Source organism: Streptomyces sp. NPDC029138 (genome assembly GCF_055564375.1).
Window position 1 is genome coordinate 23302 of record NZ_JBVHWM010000081.1, and the last position, 17271, is coordinate 40572.

Annotated in this window: 23 protein-coding genes and 4 pseudogenes; 14 read left to right on the plus strand and 13 right to left on the minus strand. The window is 69.4% G+C overall.

What is annotated here, in order from left to right:
* Positions 1–79 precede the first annotated feature (79 nt).
* The 4 genes and pseudogenes from ACZ4WH_RS38565 to ACZ4WH_RS38580 all read left to right on the plus strand — a co-directional run bounded on the left by ACZ4WH_RS38565 (position 80) and on the right by ACZ4WH_RS38580 (position 3501).
* Positions 80–667, plus strand: a complete 588-nt coding sequence (locus tag ACZ4WH_RS38565) for an isochorismatase family protein (RefSeq protein ID WP_468189778.1) — start codon at positions 80–82, stop codon at positions 665–667.
* 398 nt (positions 668–1065) lie between these two features.
* Positions 1066–2321 (plus strand): annotated as a pseudogene (locus ACZ4WH_RS38570) (IS256 family transposase).
* Between the two features lie 29 nt (positions 2322–2350).
* On the plus strand, positions 2351–2899 hold the full coding sequence (locus tag ACZ4WH_RS38575; RefSeq protein ID WP_468189779.1) for a shikimate kinase: 549 nt from the start codon (positions 2351–2353) through the stop codon (positions 2897–2899).
* A gap of 344 nt (positions 2900–3243) precedes the next feature.
* A complete protein-coding gene (locus ACZ4WH_RS38580; RefSeq protein WP_468189780.1) occupies positions 3244–3501 on the plus strand; it encodes a hypothetical protein in 258 nt (85 codons plus the stop codon).
* Positions 3502–3579: 78 nt separating this feature from the next.
* On the opposite strand, the gene ACZ4WH_RS38585 is transcribed toward ACZ4WH_RS38580, so the two are convergent.
* Positions 3580–4128, minus strand: a complete 549-nt coding sequence (locus tag ACZ4WH_RS38585; protein WP_468189781.1) for a hypothetical protein — start codon at positions 4126–4128, stop codon at positions 3580–3582.
* A 12-nt stretch (positions 4129–4140) separates the two neighbouring features.
* Entirely contained in the window at positions 4141–4263 is a 123-nt protein-coding gene (locus ACZ4WH_RS38590; RefSeq protein WP_468189782.1) for a hypothetical protein, read from the minus strand.
* A 303-nt stretch (positions 4264–4566) separates the two neighbouring features.
* Between ACZ4WH_RS38590 and ACZ4WH_RS38595 the strand changes: the two genes are divergently transcribed.
* Positions 4567–4926: a hypothetical protein gene (locus tag ACZ4WH_RS38595; protein WP_468189819.1), complete on the plus strand. Its 360-nt coding sequence runs from the start codon at positions 4567–4569 to the stop codon at positions 4924–4926.
* Between the two features lie 93 nt (positions 4927–5019).
* Here ACZ4WH_RS38595 and ACZ4WH_RS38600 read toward each other — a convergent pair.
* Positions 5020–5202 (minus strand): annotated as a pseudogene (locus ACZ4WH_RS38600) (hypothetical protein); the annotation flags it as partial.
* 137 nt (positions 5203–5339) lie between these two features.
* On the opposite strand from ACZ4WH_RS38600, the pseudogene ACZ4WH_RS38605 reads away from it, so the two are divergent.
* Positions 5340–6104: pseudogene (locus tag ACZ4WH_RS38605) on the plus strand (DNA polymerase Y family protein); the annotation flags it as partial.
* A gap of 141 nt (positions 6105–6245) precedes the next feature.
* Entirely contained in the window at positions 6246–6371 is a 126-nt protein-coding gene (locus ACZ4WH_RS38610; RefSeq protein WP_468189784.1) for a hypothetical protein, read from the plus strand.
* 174 nt (positions 6372–6545) lie between these two features.
* Here the strand turns inward: ACZ4WH_RS38610 and ACZ4WH_RS38615 are convergent, their stop codons facing one another.
* Together ACZ4WH_RS38615 and ACZ4WH_RS38620 are read right to left on the minus strand one after the other, a co-directional pair.
* Positions 6546–7037: a CPCC family cysteine-rich protein gene (locus ACZ4WH_RS38615; protein ID WP_468189786.1), complete on the minus strand. Its 492-nt coding sequence runs from the start codon at positions 7035–7037 to the stop codon at positions 6546–6548.
* Between the two features lie 343 nt (positions 7038–7380).
* On the minus strand, positions 7381–7752 hold the full coding sequence (locus ACZ4WH_RS38620) for a hypothetical protein (protein WP_468189788.1): 372 nt from the start codon (positions 7750–7752) through the stop codon (positions 7381–7383).
* 196 nt (positions 7753–7948) lie between these two features.
* On the opposite strand from ACZ4WH_RS38620, the pseudogene ACZ4WH_RS38625 reads away from it, so the two are divergent.
* Positions 7949–9167: pseudogene (locus tag ACZ4WH_RS38625) on the plus strand (IS30 family transposase); the annotation flags it as partial.
* Between the two features lie 78 nt (positions 9168–9245).
* On the opposite strand, the gene ACZ4WH_RS38630 reads toward ACZ4WH_RS38625, so the two are convergent.
* From ACZ4WH_RS38630 to ACZ4WH_RS38640, 3 genes are all read right to left on the minus strand, one after another.
* Positions 9246–9599, minus strand: a complete 354-nt coding sequence (locus ACZ4WH_RS38630) for a hypothetical protein (RefSeq protein WP_468189790.1) — start codon at positions 9597–9599, stop codon at positions 9246–9248.
* A 330-nt stretch (positions 9600–9929) separates the two neighbouring features.
* Positions 9930–10187 carry a hypothetical protein gene (locus ACZ4WH_RS38635; RefSeq protein WP_468189792.1) on the minus strand — a complete coding sequence of 86 codons (258 nt, stop codon included), beginning with the start codon at positions 10185–10187 and terminating at the stop codon, positions 9930–9932.
* On the minus strand, positions 10177–10407 hold the full coding sequence (locus tag ACZ4WH_RS38640; protein WP_468189794.1) for a hypothetical protein: 231 nt from the start codon (positions 10405–10407) through the stop codon (positions 10177–10179). Before ACZ4WH_RS38640 ends, ACZ4WH_RS38635 begins: the two co-directional genes overlap by 11 nt.
* 328 nt (positions 10408–10735) lie before the next feature.
* Here ACZ4WH_RS38640 and ACZ4WH_RS38645 point away from each other — a divergent pair, with 328 nt between their 5' ends.
* From ACZ4WH_RS38645 to ACZ4WH_RS38655, 3 genes are all read left to right on the plus strand, one after another.
* On the plus strand, positions 10736–11053 hold the full coding sequence (locus ACZ4WH_RS38645; RefSeq protein ID WP_468189796.1) for a hypothetical protein: 318 nt from the start codon (positions 10736–10738) through the stop codon (positions 11051–11053).
* 112 nt (positions 11054–11165) lie between these two features.
* The gene (locus tag ACZ4WH_RS38650; protein ID WP_468189798.1) at positions 11166–11624 is read left to right on the plus strand and encodes a hypothetical protein; all 459 of its coding nucleotides are present in this window, start codon (positions 11166–11168) and stop codon (positions 11622–11624) included.
* A 151-nt stretch (positions 11625–11775) separates the two neighbouring features.
* The gene (locus tag ACZ4WH_RS38655; protein ID WP_468189800.1) at positions 11776–12252 is read left to right on the plus strand and encodes an NUDIX hydrolase; all 477 of its coding nucleotides are present in this window, start codon (positions 11776–11778) and stop codon (positions 12250–12252) included.
* A 171-nt stretch (positions 12253–12423) separates the two neighbouring features.
* Here the strand turns inward: ACZ4WH_RS38655 and ACZ4WH_RS38660 are convergent, their stop codons facing one another.
* On the minus strand, positions 12424–12618 hold the full coding sequence (locus ACZ4WH_RS38660) for a hypothetical protein (RefSeq protein ID WP_468189802.1): 195 nt from the start codon (positions 12616–12618) through the stop codon (positions 12424–12426).
* A 53-nt stretch (positions 12619–12671) separates the two neighbouring features.
* Here ACZ4WH_RS38660 and ACZ4WH_RS38665 point away from each other — a divergent pair, with 53 nt between their 5' ends.
* Both ACZ4WH_RS38665 and ACZ4WH_RS38670 read left to right on the plus strand, forming a co-directional pair.
* Positions 12672–13298, plus strand: coding sequence for a hypothetical protein (locus ACZ4WH_RS38665; protein WP_468189804.1), 627 nt, complete (start codon positions 12672–12674; stop codon positions 13296–13298).
* Positions 13299–13544: 246 nt separating this feature from the next.
* Complete coding sequence (locus ACZ4WH_RS38670) at positions 13545–14090, plus strand: class I SAM-dependent methyltransferase (protein WP_468189806.1); 546 nt, start codon at positions 13545–13547, stop codon at positions 14088–14090.
* Between the two features lie 291 nt (positions 14091–14381).
* Here the strand turns inward: ACZ4WH_RS38670 and ACZ4WH_RS38675 are convergent, their stop codons facing one another.
* The 4 genes from ACZ4WH_RS38675 to ACZ4WH_RS38690 all read right to left on the minus strand — a co-directional run bounded on the left by ACZ4WH_RS38675 (position 14382) and on the right by ACZ4WH_RS38690 (position 15846).
* Complete coding sequence (locus ACZ4WH_RS38675) at positions 14382–14654, minus strand: hypothetical protein (protein WP_468189808.1); 273 nt, start codon at positions 14652–14654, stop codon at positions 14382–14384.
* Positions 14654–14887, minus strand: coding sequence for a hypothetical protein (locus ACZ4WH_RS38680; RefSeq protein ID WP_468189809.1), 234 nt, complete (start codon positions 14885–14887; stop codon positions 14654–14656). The genes ACZ4WH_RS38675 and ACZ4WH_RS38680 overlap by 1 nt, the downstream gene beginning before the upstream one ends.
* Positions 14888–15234: 347 nt before the next feature.
* The gene (locus ACZ4WH_RS38685) at positions 15235–15483 is read right to left on the minus strand and encodes a hypothetical protein (RefSeq protein WP_468189811.1); all 249 of its coding nucleotides are present in this window, start codon (positions 15481–15483) and stop codon (positions 15235–15237) included.
* Positions 15484–15534: 51 nt separating this feature from the next.
* Positions 15535–15846 (minus strand): hypothetical protein, encoded by a 312-nt coding sequence (locus ACZ4WH_RS38690; protein ID WP_468189813.1) that lies wholly within the window; start codon positions 15844–15846, stop codon positions 15535–15537.
* Positions 15847–16159: 313 nt separating this feature from the next.
* Between ACZ4WH_RS38690 and ACZ4WH_RS38695 the strand changes: the two genes are divergently transcribed.
* The gene (locus ACZ4WH_RS38695; RefSeq protein ID WP_468189815.1) at positions 16160–16519 is read left to right on the plus strand and encodes a hypothetical protein; all 360 of its coding nucleotides are present in this window, start codon (positions 16160–16162) and stop codon (positions 16517–16519) included.
* Positions 16520–17271 lie beyond the last annotated feature (752 nt).

Below are 17271 nucleotides of genomic sequence, written 5' to 3' on the forward strand. Positions count from 1 at the left end.
TGCCGACCATGCTCGACCAGTATCGGAAGGGTTCCCGGAGCGGTTCTCTCCTGTGCCGCCGTACTGGAAGGTGTTCGTGATGAGCCGAGGCTTGATCATCGTGGATGTGCAGAAGGACTTCTGCGAGGGAGGCAGCGTCCCCGTCGCGGGAGGTGCGCGGATCGCCTCGGCCATCGCGGACCTGGTGGAGCACAGTGCCGGACGTGACTACGAGTACATCGTGGCTACCCGGGATCACCACATCGATCCCGGCAGCCACTTCTCCGAACACCCGGACTTCAAGGACAGCTTCCCCGTCCACTGCGTAGCCGGAGGCGAGGGCAGCGAGTTCCACCCCAACTTCGCCCCCGCCGTCACCGGCGGCAAAGTCGACGCCGTCTTCTTCAAGGGCGCGCACAGCGCCTCCAAGAGCGGCTTCGAAGGCGCCGACGAACAGGGCACGCCTCTGGCCGACTGGTTGCGTGAGCGCGGAGTGGAGGACGTCGACGTGGTAGGTATCGCCACCGACCACTGCGTACGCGCGACCGCGCTGGACGCGGTGAAGGCCGGCTTCCGGGCCCGCGTACGCCTGGACTACTCCGTCGGTGTCGCCCAGGACACCACGGCAGCCACCCTTGAGGACTTCCGGCAGGCAGGCGTCACCGTCTCTGGAACTGTCCCCGCATAAGCCAGCAACACTCACTGAGTGTCCCGGGCAGACTCGCCCCTCGAACCGGCCCGGCGTCATGAGTCGCACAGTGATCGACCCGCGCCGCCGCGGAGCACCGTTCTACTTCCAGCATATGGACGCACCACGCCCGCGTCGCCGGCCTCCCGTGTCAGAGGACAGCGGCGCCCGCCGGATGGTCGCTCGGTGACGGCGCACGGCGGAATGTCACACCGTCGACTTTCGCCACACCTCTAGCAAGTGACGGCGGGACTCTGCCCGGAGTCCCGCGCCACCTGCGTGAGGTGCGAGCGATGCTCAGATCCTGTGGATCGGGTCGGGAGGGCGTACCTTCCCGGGTGATCGATCGACTGGTATCAAGTGGCCCGCGTTGCCGCGCGGGCCGGGAAGGCACGCCCGTGCTCAGCGTAGTGAACGCCGACGGCACCACCGTCAATGGCTCCTCCCTCATCGATGAGATCGTCCGCGAGGGGCGAGGCGGATGCTGGCCGCCGCCTTGGAGGCCGAAGTCAACGCCTACATAGATGAGTTGGCCGACATGCGTGACGGCAACGGGCGCCGTCTGGTGGTGCGCAACGGCTACCACCAGCCGAGGAAGGTCACGACCGCGGCCGGGGCGGTCGAGGTCAGGGCGCCGCGGGTGAACGACAAGCGGGTGGACGAAGCCACAGGCGAGTGCAAGCGGTTCTCCTCATCGATCTTGCCGCCGTGGTGCCGCAAGTCACCGAAGGTCAGCGAGGTGCTGCCACTGCTCTATCTGCACGGCCTGTCCTCCGGCGACTTCCTGTCCGCGCTGGAGCAGTTCCTCGGCTCGGGGGCGGGCCTGTGACCGGCGACGGTCACCCGGCTCACCCAGCAGTGGCAGGCCGACCACCAGACGTTCGGCGAGCGCGACCTGTCCGGCAGCGACTACGTCTACGTGTGGGCCGATGGCATCCACCTGCGCATACGCCTGCGGGAGAGGAAGTCGTGCGTGCTCGTTCTGACAGGGGTGCGCGCGGACGGCACCAAGGAACTGATCGCCATGAGCGACGGCTACGGCGAATCAGCCGACTCCTGGGGCGACTTGCTGCGCGACTGCCAGCGGCGCGGGATGCGTGCTCCGGTCCTGGCGTTCGGTGACGGCGCGCTCGGTTTCTGGACGGCCCTGGACGAGGCCTTCCCCGAGGCCAGGCACCAAAGGTGCTGGGTTCACAAGATCGCCAACACCCTCCACGCCCTCCCGAAGTCGGCCCAGCCCGGAGCGAAGAAGGCCCTGCAGGAGATCTACAACGCCGAGGACCGCGACCACGCGCTCGTGGCGGTCGCGGCGTTCGAGAAGGCCTACGGCGCGAAGTTCCCCAAGGCCGTCAATAAGATCATCGACGACGTGGACGAGCTGCTGGCCTTCTACGACTTTCCCGCCGAGCACTGGATCCACCTGCGCACCACGAATCCCATCGCGTCCGCGTTCGCCACCGTCCGCCTGCGCACGAAGGTCACCAAGGGGGCCGGCAGTGCGGCTGCCGCCCTGGCGATGGTCTTCAAGCTGGTGGAATCCGCACAGCAGCGGTGGCGGGCCGTCAACGCTCCTCACCTCGTCGCCCTCGTCCGGGCCGGAGCCCGCTTCGAGCGCGGTCACCTCGTCGAACGCGGTCAGGTGACCGCCGCGTGAGCCGACATGCGTCCGCACAGGCACCATGGATGGTTCTGGTCGGCCCGGCCGGCACCGGAAAGACCACACTCGGCCGGGAGATCGCGGCAAGGACGCAAAGACCGTTCGTCGATCTGGATGCCGTCGCGGACGGGTACTACGCGCAGGTGGGATGGAGCATCGCCAAACTCCGCGAGCGCATTGCCGCCATCGGGCGCCTCGCGGCCGAGGCCGAGTGGGAACCGGCCCGAGCACACGCCGTGGCATGTGCTGTCGAGGATCACCCCGACGCTGTGATCGCGCTGGGCGCAGGCCACACCAGCTACACCGGCCGCGAGCACCTGGCCACGGTTCGCACCGCATTGGATCGCTGCTGTGACGTTGTCCGCGTCCTGCCCTCCGCTCACCGCGAGATCTCACTGGCCGTCCTACGGCGACGCTGCACGGCGGACAAGGGCCGATCCTGGATCATCGACGGACACGACTTCCTCGCCCACTGGCTCGACGACCCCGGCACCCAGCTGGTCGCGACACGGACGATCTACACCAGCGACGAGACTCCAGCCCAGACCGCCGCACGACTGCTCCGACTCAGCTGAGCATGGACACGACCAACACGACAGATCCACAGGTATTGACAGTTACTCGTGAGGGAGCTTCGTCATGACGTACACCAGCAGTGCCCGGCAGCCCGGACCGGAGCCGCGCCCGGCCTGGTCAAGGGGTGCTGAACGCCCTTCGGGCGGACCGGAATCCAACGCCGTGAACGGTGCCGCGGACGATTCCAACGTCATGTCGATCACCGCAGCTCACACCGCCCGACAGGGCGCCTTCCGGCGCGCTGACACGGCAGCATGTCGCAGGCCGGCTCGCTAAGGAGGTCTGGGACTACGAGCGCTACGCCGGGCACCGCGTCTGGGAGGGCGCCCGCGGGACGATCGGCGTGACGTACCCGTTCTGGCAGCGCCACCGCTTCACCCGCTCCCAGACCTTCCCGCGGCTGCATGTCGTCCTGGCGGGCAAGGAGGAGCACCTGCTCGACAGCCGCCTCCAGGCGCTCGCTGCCGACGTGAAGGGCATCGCCGTCGCGGTCTGGGTGAACACCCTGCCGCGACTCCAGCGAGGCGAGCCCTGGTACGAGATCGGCGTCGACGACCCGGACCGGCGCCGCGCCCGATACCCCGAGCCGCCCGGCCGCTGAGGCAGAGCTGCCGGAGACGACGACGCTCCCCCACGCAACAGCCGCGGGGGAGCGCCCTCGTTGAGCACGCCGCGCCGGTCAGGCCGGGGCGGCCTGCTTCGCCAGCGCGGCGAGCGGGGAGCGCCGGCCCTTCTCCACCGCGCGCAGCTGCTCCCAGTCGACCTCCGGGTGCGCGGGGACGACCGCGTCGACGGACGCCGTGGTGTAGAGCGCGACATCGACGGCCCCGGCCCGGCTCGTGCCGAAGCGGACCTCGATCGACTGCGGGGAGCGGACCCAACCGAGCCGCACCATGTGGTCGAACTCCACCCTGCGCACCCCAAGCCGGGCGGCGGCCTGCTCGGGCCCGAGCGGGGTGTCGGCGGCGACCAGGTCCGCCAGGTCCTCGCGCTGGCAGGCCTCCGCGACCTGGCCGGGGTGGTGCAGCGTCCCGTCCGGGTTCGCGCTCAGGTCGACCAGCAGGCCGCGGTCGACGAACCGCCGGACCACGAAGGCCGTCACGTTCGCCTTCTCGCCGATCACGTTCGGGGTGCCGAGTGCGTCGGCGATCCGGTCGGCCGCCGCGCCGCCGGAGATGGGCGGGGAGGGCATCGCGGCCCGGATGGCGTCGGCGTCCAGCGCCTCCACAGCGGCCCGGGACTACTGCCACGAGGACGCGTCTGGTTCGGGGATGAGCCCGGTGTGCCGGGCCCACCGGAAGGTGGCTGCGGGCACCTTCAGGCGCTTGGCGGCCTGGCTCGCGTCGTACTCGGTTCGTCGCATGAGATCACCTCTCGCTCGTTCGCCGGGAAGCGGCGAACAGAACATGACAGAACACCTGAAAGCTGTAAATACTCGTTGTAAATGCGCAAGTTGGACGTGCGCCGCTAGAACTGCGCCCGCGTACGCGAGGGAAAATCACCCGCCCGGGCGCCACTGCGAGCGCCGACCGAGCCGACGTCGCCATCGAGGAGGCGACGGACGCCGGGTTGCCGGTGACCGCCCGCCCGGCGGGACGGCTCCCGAAGTCGCCGCGCCGCCCGGCGGGATGACGAGGGCCACGGCGGGCCCGTACGACAGCAGTACATGGACCGGGCGATTCCCCAGTTCGTCGGAATCCCGGCACCTGCCGTCATCTGCTGGACCACCGCCCACTCCGATGTGCACTGGGCGAACCTCACCGCGTCGCCCCTGGGGCTCTTGGACTGGGAGGGCTGGGGCCGCGCGCCGGAGGGGTTCGACGCCGCCACGCTTTACGCCTACACACTGCTCCAGCCGGACACAGCCGCCCGCGTCCGCACCGTCTTCCCGATCCTGGGCAGCCAGGCCGGCCTCGCCGCCGAAGCGACCATGTGCGCCCAGCTGCTGCAGAGCGTGGCCCGCGGCGACAACCTGGTCCTCGAGGACCGGCTCCGGGACTGGGCGGAGGAACTCCGCCGGCGCTGACGGCAAGGACCGGTCGGAGCTTGTTGCCGCGGCTCGTTCCCGGATGCGGCGGGGAGGTTCGGCGGCTGACCGGAAGGACAAGTGATCAGCCACCCATCCGATGTCACGGACCTCGATCGCTCCGGCGTGCGGCATGTACTGAATCCAGCACCGCCGGCCGAACGCCTCCCGGATCTCCTCCACGGAGCCCGGGTCGCGCACATCGGGCCAGATACGTGGATCCATTCGCGCGACGTCCCCGAGAGCCATCACCTCCTGGCGGGCCCGGTCGTCCGGACCTCGGAATACCCCCGCGTCGGCGAGGAGGACCCAGGCGACGAGGCCGTGATCCGCATTCGCGTCGGAGCACCCCCGCGTCGGCGGGGAGCACATCGGCATGGTCTAGCTCCTCGATCCTGCGCGCGGAACAACCCCGCGTCGGCATCGGGCCCACGATCACCGTCGCAGCCACCGCCTCCTCGCAGATCACCGGCCCCGGCGACGTCCTCGCCATCGCCCCCGACCAGGTCACCGACTGGCTCGCGCCGTTGCCAGTGGAGGCCCTGCACGGGATCGGCCCTCGCCAGGCCACCGTGCTCCGTGACTACGGCATCCAGTCGGTCGGACTGCTCGCCGCCGTTTCCCCGGCCACCGTGCAGCGCCTGCTGGTCAAGAAGCCCGGCCGGCTTGCCGCCGACCGCGCCCGCGGCATCGACCCCCGCCCCGTTGTGCCCCGGAACCTGCCGGCCTCCGCCGCCCTACGCCACCGCTTCACCCACCACACCCTGGACGGCGCCGTCGTCCGGGCCGCACTCCTCGACCTCGTCGTCCAGCTCGGCCTCCAGCTGCGCCGCCGCGGCCAGGCCGCCCGGGCGATCACCCTGACCCTGCGCTTCGCGGGCGGCACCGCCTGGGAGAAGACCCGCCGCCTGCCCGAAGCCTCCGCCCACGAGGAGGACCTGCGCTCGCTCGCCTACCAGCTGATGGACGCCGCCGTCCTGCAACGCGCCCGCCTGACCGGGATCGTGCTGAAAGGTGAGGACCTCATCGATGCCGACCAGGTCGCCGAACAGATCAGTCTGGACAGCGCCCGCGAGTCCCGCCTGGTCGCCGAGCAGGCCATGGACCGCATCCGCGACAAGCTCGGACCCGTATCCATCGGGCCGGCCGCCGTCGTGCCCTTGCGCCGGGCCTCATGACTGCTTTCCCGCTCAGGCGAGATGACGCGAGCGCGGCGCCGAACGCCCGAGAGCCGGATCGGCCGCCCATGACCGGTGCTGGCCGCTTCCACCTGCTGCTCATCTCTGGCGGCCGGGCGGTGCAGCTCGGCTGGTGGCGCCGTGAGGAGGTCGCGCGCGGGACAAGTTCCGCCGCTGGATCGGCGAGTACGGCAGCAGGACGCCCGCGTCACCCTCACCGACGACGAGACCGCCGACGTGCTGGCCACCTGGCCCGCCGGGCAGTAGGCCCAGCTACTCGACGGCCGGGTCTTCCCGGGCATGCCGTACGGCCTTCTTCACCGCTTGCTCCAGCTCGTACCGGCTGGCCCCAGAGGCCTCGGCGCGTGGGACTGAGTGCTCCAGTTGGCCATTCTGAGCGTCGGGTTGGCCAAGGAGGCCAACTGCGGTGAGCTGCCCGGCTCAGCCTTCCGATGGCAGAGGAGGTGGGATTGCCGGGTGCGCGTTGCGTCGCCAGAAAGTGGGGCGCCACCAGTACAGGACCCCTGGGTCATCGGGCCACTCGCCACTACTGGCCGGTTCTTCGAAGGAGTCCCGAGACGTGTCGATCGGACGCCACCCGGGATCCAACGGCTCGTCGTGAGCCGGAGGCCGCACGTTCTTGAGGAAGCGCTCCTCCATAGCGCCGAAGCACTGATAGTTCCGTTGCGCGTCCACCAGGCACACTGCATTGGCTCCAAAACTCCACGGCCACCGCAGCTGCGCCAGATCGTCCTCCCAGTAGCACACGGAGCAGATCTCATAGCCTCCATGCTCGCCGAACATTTGATGCCCGCAGCATGGGCATGGAAGCCAGCCCTCCGGCGGAGGCGCAATGCCGTTGTCCGGGTCCACCGGGGACTCGCCTTGGGACTCCTCCAGCTCGGCCGCCAGCTGCCCGTCTGCCTCGTTCATGGAAGTGAGCCTACGTCCCGATCAAGCAGGTAGACGCTGACAATGAAGTGGCCAACCGGAACGTTCACTGGCCAACTGTGGCACTCAGTCACACACGACCAGGCCAAACACGCCTTACCCGCTATCACGCACCAACTCGCAAGAACAATCTTGGTCGGCTGGCACACCGGTCAGGATCGGCCGTCCCGTCGCCGGGATGAGGCGCCGTGGTAGATCGGCGTCGCCTCCGCCGCCCGCGGACGACGGCATCGACTGCGGAGCAAGCGCAAGCCCTGCCGAGGGTCCAACCCGGGCGACGATTGTGACGACGCGTAGCCGCCGGAGCGTCCGTACCTACCCCGTTTCAGGAGCCAGATGGGTGGTGCGAGTCAGGAGGCAGTGTGAGCCCGGTCGGCAAGGGCGTCCCAATCGGAGGGACCAGGCCGATAGGAGCCGTGCCAATGGCCTCAACAAAGGTAACTGTGCCGCCGGAGAACTCCGCCCTGGGGAAAGCGACCGTGCTGCCGGTGAACCACGCCCTTCGGAAGATTAGGGTGCCGCCGGTGAATTTGGCCCTCTCGACGGTGACCGTGCCGCCGTTGAACCTTGCCTGCTCGAAGAAGACGGCGCCGCCAGCGAACCTCGCCATGTCGAAGAAGACCATTCCGCCGGAGAACTCCGCCCCGCTAAAGTCGACCTCGCCGCCGGTGAACGACGAACATCCGTTTTGCTGCACGCCTCCACTGCTTGTGCAGCACGACCCGCTGCACAAGCAGCACCCGTGTGCCGCCTGGGCTCTGGCCTCGGAATGTCATCGCTCTCCGGGACCACCGAGGGGCCCTCGGTGGTCCCGGAGAGCAGACATAGCAGCGCCCCGGACCAGCCAGCTTGCGTTCTAGTGGTCGTCGCAACACCCCAGCCCAGGGGATGCGATGGACTTCAAGATCCGGGAGAGTCGGAAGCCAAAGGGCTCGAAGAAGCTGACGCGTGAAACGGAAGGCATACTTCCTGCTCATGCGTCAGGGCGTGAGCAACACCGAGGCATGCCGAGTCCTTGGCGTCAACCGTCGAATCGGCAAGCGTTGGCGTCACGGAACGAACGCGACCGGCAAGAAGAAGGGGGCACCGCCGGCCGCACAGCCTGCGGTGCCCTCGTCCGGCCCCTCACGCTACCTGCGGGAATCGGACCGCATCCACATCGCCGACCGGTTGCGCGAGAACGCGTCCATCCGCCAGATCGCCGCGGAACTCGGGCGCAGCCCCTCCACGGTCAGCCGTGAGATACGCCGCAACGGCGCCCTCTGGCGCGGGACCGACTGGACCTACCGTCCCTACGCGGCCCAGCGCCGGGCAGACCTCCGCCGGCCCCGCCCGAAATCCGGCAAGACCGGCCAGAACCCTGAGCTGCGAGACTTCGTCCAGCATCACCTGGCCATGCGCTGGAGCCCGGAACAGATCTGCCAGGCTCTGCGGACCGCTTTCCCCGACCGGCCGGAGATGCACGTGGTCCACGAGACGATCTACCAGGCCCTATACGTCCAGGGCCGCGGAGAACTACGGCGCGAGCTCACCAAGGCCCTGCGGACCGGGCGCGCCCTGCGCAAGCCCAGACGCCAGGCACAGCAACGCCAGCCGCGCTACGCACACCCCATGGTCATGATCAGCGAACGTCCGGCCGAAGCCGCCGACCGGGCCGTCCCGGGCCACTGGGAAGGCGACCTGATCATCGGCAAGGACAACGCCTCCGCCATCGGCACCCTCGTCGAGCGGAGCACCCGCTACCTCATGCTGGTCCACCTGCCCAACGGCCGTGCCACCGACCGTGTCCGCGACGCCCTAGCCGAGACCGTCAGCCGCCTGCCCCGTCACCTCAAACGGTCCCTGACCTGGGATCAAGGCAGCGAGATGGGCCGCCACCACGAGTTCACGGCCGCAGCCGACATGCCGGTCTACTTCTGCGACCCAGCCAGCCCCTGGCAGCGCGGCTCGAACGAGAACACGAACGGCATGCTACGGCAGTACTTCCCCAAGGGCACCAATCTGGCCATCCACACCCGTGCGCACTTGGACGCCGTCGCCGCCGAACTCAGCAGCCGACCACGCAAAACGCTCGGCTGGGACACCCCAGCCGAGCGCCTCGCAAAGCTCCTGGAGCAGCCAGTTGATCACTGTGACGCGACGACCGCCGGAATGCGCCTCTCGGCGGTGGGAGGTGTCACGCGGGTAGCGTCACCCCCAACAACCTGACGCGGTATAGCCCGCGTAGTTGTCGTTGTAGACGTAGAACCAACCGTTGCCGTTCGATGTCCCGCAAGCGGTATACCGGCCGCCCAGGATGACGCTATTTGCACCACAGGCCCACGTCTGCCCCTTCAGGGCAGTGGTCACCAGAGCGGCACTGGTACTGGTACTGGTGCGGATGGCCACGTTTTCCAATGCTGTCGCCTTGCCGTCGTTACAGGCCGTGTTGGACCTGAGCTGGGTCGAGCCATCCGCCGCACCGGCAACTCCCGGAAGGGCAAGGCCGACGACGGCGGCAACCGCCAGCGTGACAGTCAGCCTCGGTCGCATGATCTTTCCCATTGAGCCCCCTTTGATCGGCATTTATGCAGTGCGCACCGACAAGTAGCGCCCGAGCTCCGCACCCCGTCAAGCGCCCTGTATGAGCTTGACCTGTTTTCAACGTGAACTCGTGGTTGAGGAACTGGAGACTCGTCGGCCGGGTGCAGCCGCCAGGAGCTGGACGCTGCTGCCGCCGAACTCGACAACGGCCCACTCAAAACGCTCGGCTGGGGTTTCCCAGCCGAGCGCCTGCATAAACTGCTCGCCACCACACGTCAGTGATCACGTGTTGCGACGATCCCCGGAATCCGCCCAGTGGTCCGGGGCGCTGCACAGGTGCTCGGGAGGCTCCTACGCCTCCACGTCGGCCACGATGGTGATCTGCCGAAGGGCAGTCACGTAGTAGATGACCCGGACTCCGTCGACGTCGTCCACGTAGTCGCGCAGCAGGGTGTCAGGCACCGGGGTGCCCAGCTCCGGGTTGACGCTGATCGCGACGATTGCGCGGTCCAGGCGGTGCGTCTCGGCCGCCGTCAGCTTGTCCAGCTGGCTCAGCGCGGGCTCCACCAGGACGACCTGGGACCGGCGCGGTGTGTGCTCAGGCGACACGGGGCTGCTCGCCGGCGAGGCGCTCCAGGTGGGCGTCGCGGGCTTCCTCCCACAGCACGCCGGATTCCGCGGCCGGGTAGCCGTTCTCCGCGATGTCCTCCAGCACCGAGGCGAGGACGTCGACGCGGGCGCGCTGGTCGGCGGCGTAGGCGCGGATCGACGCGGCGGCGTTCTCATCGAGGGGCTGACGGTCGGGCACGGGGGCCGGCTGCTGACTCATCCGAGACTCCTGGGCGTTGCTGGCGTGTGTCCTCACGGTAGCGCCGGGGCGGGGCGCTGCGGGACGGTACGGACGAAACCGGGCGCCGTCGGCGGGGACCCGGGACCCAGCTGCGCGGGAGCGACGCTGCCAGGCAAGAGGCTGGACCCAGGACCCAGGAGACCCAGGCAGCGACGGGGGCGCGGGGGGCAGGGGCGGCGTTGCTCGGCGGGGAGGATCCTGGAGACATGCGCACCAAGGACGTCCGGGTGGGCGAGACGTACCGCTGCGAGGTGCCCCTCGCGCTTCAGTGGCGGCGGTACCGGCCGGAGACGATGGGCGACTCCTGGTGGGCGCTGACCTGGCTGCGCGGCACTCACTTCCCGGTGGCCGTCTCGATGTCGACACCGGCACCCGGACCGTCCAGGGCCTGGTGCTGGGGGCGAGCACCCGGATCACGGTGCAACTCACCGAGGGCCAGGCGCAGCAGGCCGGCCTCCCGACGGGCCACGGCTACCAGGTGGCCGGGATGCTGGTCGATGCCGAGGGCGAGCCCGTCGAGCTGCCCCGGGTCACCACGCTCACCGTGCCGATCCGTTGGCTGCACCCCGTGGACACGCCCGCCTCCCCGGGCCATCACGACGCGATGGGGTACGGCCTCGGCTGACCGGGCGCGGTGGGACCAACGGAGCTCGGGCGGGCCGGCCTACCGACTCGTCCAGGGAACTTCCGCTCCGAATCACCCCCGGGCCCGTACTGGCGTGGCTACGGTGCTGCCCATGTCACCAGAGCTGACCCCGGACCAGGTCATGCGCGTAGTTGCCGCACTGGAAGCGGCATGGACCGATGACGACGACGCGCTGGCCGCTCTGGTGCACGGTGGTCCCAACGAGCAGCCGCTGGCGGTGTTGGTCGCCCAGTTCGGTGCCAGCAGGCTGCAAAGCATGGTGCTGGCCGTCACCGGCATCGCCGGCCTGGACGGGGCCGACCTTCAGGAGGCGCTGGCGGAACTGCGGGAGGGACTCGTCTCGCACATGACCACGGTGGCACTGAGCATGCTGGACGGTTGGGCCCTCAGCGCGGGCGACGACGTCCAGGCGACCGGCGACCTCACCCGCCGTGTCCTTCAGGCGCTGCTCTCCTTCACCACGGACGGCGACGATCCGCATAGGTGGTCGTGCTGCCGAGGCTGTGACACTCGTCCACGGGCGCGTGACAGATACGTTCTGCCAGCGTGACACCGGCTCTGGTCGCACTAAGGTTCCTCCGGCCAGCGGTCGTGCTGGTGTCCGGTGCCACTGAACCCTGACCGTTTGCCACTGAAGTTTGACCGGCCGGAGCGCGGGGGCGGAGGGCTTCTCGTGGAGACGCTCGGGGAAGCATCCGACCATGGCCTACCCCGCAGATGAACCGCTTGCAGCCGATGGCCGTGGCAACTCCTTGATCTCGTTCGCGCGGGGCGCCGAGGCAGCGCCGCCGCAGGACGCCCCGCTGCCGGCGGCCCTGGTGGCCTTGTGGCGAGCCGGTCGGGTCCTCATGGTCTTCGATCGATACCGTCAGTCCTGGGAGCTTCCAGGGGGGAGTACCGAAGAGGGTGAACCCCCCCGCCAGGCAGCCGCGCGCGAGCTACTGGAGGAGACCGGGCAGCAGCCTGACGAACGGTTGCGGTTCATCGGCTACGCGCGGTTCGTGCTGGCGCCTGACCGGCGAGCCGAATATCTGGCCCTGTACGCAGGATCCTGCGCCGAGACCCGCGCCTTCGCGTCCACCGAGGAGATCTCGGCCATCCGCTGGTGGGACCTCCTCGAACGCCTCCCAGGGTTTGTGCAGCCCCTGGACGCCTACCTCGCCGGGCTCACCCGGTAGCCCAGCAGCCGACGCCACCGCGCCATCGAGCAGTGGTCAATGTTCAATGGCAATCAGTCAAGGCTCAGTGACACAGAGTGACGCGGACCTGACCGTCGGTCGTCAGGTCCACGTATCGGGTGCCGACGCCGGTCACCTGCGTCTACGTGGCCACCACGTGGGCGCATGCGCTCACTGCGCGCCGTCTTTGCCCGCGCCCGCTTCCGCTGGTTCGGCCGAAACGAGGACGCGGTCGAGCCAGGCGGCGAGCGCGGTGGTGTCGGCCGGGTCGGCCTGGGCGAGGCGGGCGGCGAACTCCAGCTCGCCGTCGGCGGCCGAGGCACCGGCGCGGGCGAGGGTGGCGAGTAGGGCGGCGTGGGCGCGCACCTGGACGGGCAGCGAGCCGACGGCGGCCGTGCGCGGGCGGCCGGGGCGGCGTAATGGCCGGAGCGGTCGGCGAGGGCCTGCGCCAGCCAGCCGTCGACCTTCGGGTGGCGGTAGTCGCCGCGCTGGACCAGGAGGTCGCGGGCAGCTTCGTCTCCCGGCCGGCTCTCCACGGTCCGGTCGAGTCGGCCGGCCCCGGCGAGCGCGGCGAGTTCGTCAGCGCGCGCGGCGAGCTGCTGCTGTTCCTTCAGTCGCTGCTGCTCGCCTTCTGCGGCTCGCCGGTCGGCGGCGAGCTCGTCCTGGACGACGGCGTCGGCCACCGGGTCGTAGACGCCGCCGGTGGTGGCGAACAGCTGCGTGATGCGCTCCCACTCAGCGACCTCGGCCGGGCCGCGTTCGTCGTCGACCAGGTCCTCGCGGTCGCGGTCAATGTGCTGCTGCAGCCGGGCGTCCTCGAGCGCGGACGCGGCCTCGATGGCGGTCATCCCGGCGGCGCGCCGGCGGACCGCGCGGCGGCCAACCTTCGCCCAGTCGACCGGCTGGCGGGGCTCGGCCGCGCCGGGTGTGGGGACCCGCGGACGGCGGGATCGAGGAACAGGGTGCTCACACGAGCCCCCCAATCGTCGCGGGGTGACGGAATATCCGGCCGCCGCACGGTGGACGCGGCGGCCGTATACATGTGACTGAGCGCTTCAGTCGGCTGCTCTGAGTGTCACAGTTGGCCACGTCGCGTGCCCTCAGCCAGAAGGAGTGTGCTTGGTGAACTCGATCGTGCAACCGGACGGAGTCGCAGGCGAGTGGCGGGATCGAGTGGCCGCCGTACGCCGCGAGCTCACCGAGCACGGGCCGCCGCGGAGTCCCGATGGCGCTCCGGACTTCGCCACCTCACGCTGCCGGAGCGCGACTGTGATCAGGTACGTGACCTCCTGGTGGATGAGCGAGTCGGCACGGTCGTCGAGATCGGGCTCGCCTATGCCAGCTCGGCGCTGGCGATCAGTGAGGCGCTGCTGCGCACCGGTTCACGCAACCCGCGGCATGTGGTGATCGACCCATTCCAGTACACGGCGTACGACGGTGTCGGGTGGGAGCTGCTGCGCAGCGCCGGCCTGGACGACATCGCCGAGCTGGTGACCGAACCATCGCAGCGGTTCCTTGCCCGGTTGGCCGACGCGGGTTTCGCCGCGGATGCGGCGTTCGTCGACGGCAGCCACCACTTCCACAACGTGTTCGTCGACCTACACTTCCTGGGCGAGATCGTCCGACCTGGCGGCGTCGTGCTGCTCGACGATGTCTGGTGGCCATCCGTCGGCGCTGCCGTGGCGTACTTCGAGACCAATCTGGGGTGGCGCTCGATACCGGGCGCTCTGGCCGACGGGACCGCCGACCCGGCCAGCGGTCGGCCGCGGATTGGCGCCTACCGGCTGCCCGATCCGCGCCCGACGCCGGACTTCAAGGAGTTCCGACCGTTCTGCTGATTCGGGTGGGCTCTCGAGGCCCACCCGAACCGCGCCGCCGTCGTCAGTCACAGCGATGGCACCGCGTTGAGCCTGGAGTGTCCAAGTAGCAGACCGGCGGCAGCAGCCGCAAGCGCGTAACCGCCACCAGTGCAGCGGCAGCCCGCTGCACGACGCGGCCGGCCTTGCTGCACGAGCAGAACCCCGTGCACCGACTGAACCGTGCGAATGCTGCGCTGCCTCCGGAGCCGCCATGCAGCACTCGGGCAGCACGGCGGCGAATACGAGCAGCAGGAGGGCAGCGGGCGGCTGCTACACCTCGATGAAAGCGACGACCACCACGGTCTTCAACGCGGTCACCCAGTACACGAGCCGGACGCGTTCGACGTCGTCGACGTACTGGCGCAGCCGCGGCCCGCTGCTGTCGCCGGGAAGCGGTTCGCCGGCCTCGGGGGCGACGGAGATGACGACCAGGGCGCGGTCCAGGGCGTGCAGCTCGGCTTCGCTGGTGATGGCGTCCAGCTGCTTGGCGGCGGAGTCGGAGAACGCGATCCGGGCGCGGCGCGGGCCGTGCGGTACGGGCATCAGGCGACGGCCGGGCGCTGGGCGGTGAGCCGGGCGAGGTGGGCTTCGCGCAGCTCCTCCCACGGCGTGCAGTCCTCCACCGAGGGTAGGCCGTTGGCGGCGATGTCCTCGAGGACGGCGGCGAGCTGGTCGGCGCTCTCGCGGGTCCGGGCCGCGTACGCACGCAGTCCGTCGGCGGCGTCGGGCTCCAACTGCTGCCGGGCGGTGTCGGCGGGGGCCGGCTGGTCGCTCATCGAGGGCCTCCAGGGCGCGAACGGGCGTGTGTCACCACGGTATCGGCCGCACGGCGGCCGTGGGGCCGCTCCGCTTCACTCAGGCCCGGGTCGGGCGGCCGCGGCTCCTTCCACCTTGAGGCACCAGGGTTCGCCGACGCACTGCCCTCCGAGTCCCGGAGTGGCACAGGTGCACTCCGGGTCGCGCTCCGTCACCTGCGTGATGCGGTAGAGCCCCGGAGTCATCTTGGCCAGGCGCTGCGCCTGCACCTTCGCCGCGGCTTCTTCGATCGAGGTGGCGTGGGTGGGTGTGACGGGTCGGTGCACCGTGCCACGACCTGGTAGGGGTGCTTCGTCATACCAGGCGCTCAGGCGGGCAGGCCGGGGAGGACCTGGCCGTCGGTGATCTGGGTGCGGGCGGTCAGGGCGTGGCCGTCGCAGACCACGTAGCGGTCGCCGTTGTCGGCCTGGACGGTGTGGGTGGCCGGCTCGGTACAGGCCGCGTCCAACCGGTCGTACGGCCAGACGTTGAAGCAGACGGGGTCCGTGCACCAGGAGTCGAAGCCCTCGGTGCCTCGCGCGCGGGACTTGAGGGTGCCGCCGTGCTCGGGGCACACGCCCCACGGCACGGTGCAGCGGCTCGGGTCGGCGGCGGTGCTCTGCAGGGCCTATAGCTCGCCCAGGACACGCCCGGGCGGAGTGCACCGGACCCGCTCCAGCTCCTCCTCGACAGTGGGGGAGGGCCCGGACGGGTGTGGGCTGAGAAAGTCGGGCACGTATCCGCCCTTGTCCAGAGCCAGTTCGGACAGCAGCGGTAGCCGGGCCCGGCGCAGCACGCGCCGTGCACGTGCGACCCACGGATCGGCATCCGGGACCGGTCGCAGGCCCCAGGGCAGCAGCGTCGCGACGACCTCGTGCAACGGCGAGACCGCGAAGCGGGAGCGGGCGAGCCCGGCAGCGTCCACGGTGAGCTCGATCATGGTCCTCCCGCTGTCTGATCCTGCCGGTCCCGTGGCCGTCTATTCGAACCTACTCGAATCGTCGCACGCGACGTCGCGGTGGCAGGCGTGATCGGCCCAGACTGGTGGCCCGCGGTCCGCCGGACGACGGAGCCGAGGGGAAGCGTGTGTGCGAGGGACGCGAGGGGTCCGGCGACGACGATGCCGCGGGGCGACTTGCGGCCCTTCGCTCAGCACCAGTTGAACGGCGCTCATTGTCATACGACCTTGTGCCCCTCTTGCCCGCCGCTGAAGGAACCGCGGCAACGCACGACCCACAACTCCAGGAGGACCCATGAAGATGACCAGAAAGTTGGGCACTGCGCTTTCGCTTGCCGGCACGCTCACCCTCGGCAGCATGGTCATGGCGGCTCCGGCCGAGGCCAGCAGCTACTGCGTCTACCAAGGCTCCGACAGGGCCTGTGGCGTCACGTACAGCACCTACGACGTTCACGAGGTCTGCGACAACGAGGCGGACGGGAACGGGGTCTACGCCTACTTCTACGACGAGTGGGGCGGCATCAACCGTGTGAGCGACGGCAACGGAAGCGCTTCGGGCTGTGGTCGTGAGACTTGGGACCACAACGGCATCTACGCCATAGAGATCTGCGAAGACGACTGGGGCGATGACACCTGTGTCTACAAGCGCTTCTAAGCGGTCTGCGTTGTCAGTCCTTCGGGAGTTGGGCACGTAGCGGACCACTTGGCGTTCGGCGCGGGACGCGAGCCACGGCCATGCTCACCGGCCTAACGGTCCCTGCTCGAGGGCTTCTTCCTCAGCCGCTCCGTACAGGAACTCGGCAAGCTGCGAAGCGAGTGACGGTCCGCCCCTGTGCAAGGAGCCGGAGAGTCTCTTCCGGATGCCTCAGGTCGGAGCAGCTCCGCCCATGATGACCCCGCACCCATGCGTGCTGTTTCGAGCAGCAGAACCTCGGCTTTCGGGACGGGAACCACAGGACCTTCGGCACTTCCTCGATCTCGACAGGACTGGGGCCAGGGCCAGGACCGAATGTCATGTGCATTTGAAACGCGGCCTGGGGTCAGTGGGCTCCGCAGGAAAGGATACGTTCCTGGCTTGAGCCGTTGAGGGAGGGAAGCCGTAACTGCTGTCGCCCCTGTACTGTGCCGTCACGCAGACTCCGCGCAGCAGGTGATCGTGGATGTCAAAGGCCCCGGACCATGATCGGTCCGGGGCCTTTTGGCTGGTGCCCCGGTAGGATTCGAACCTGCGACACCCGCTTTACCACGACAACGACACTTCGTGACTACGGTCCGAGTGTCTCGTTGTCGTAGGTATGGCAGTGGGGGTATCTGACGGTTGGTCAGGGCTGTTTGATGAGTTCGTGGGGCGGTTTGCTGGACGGTTCGGCCGCGTTGAGCCTCGACGCCGGATGCGGTCCTACCTGC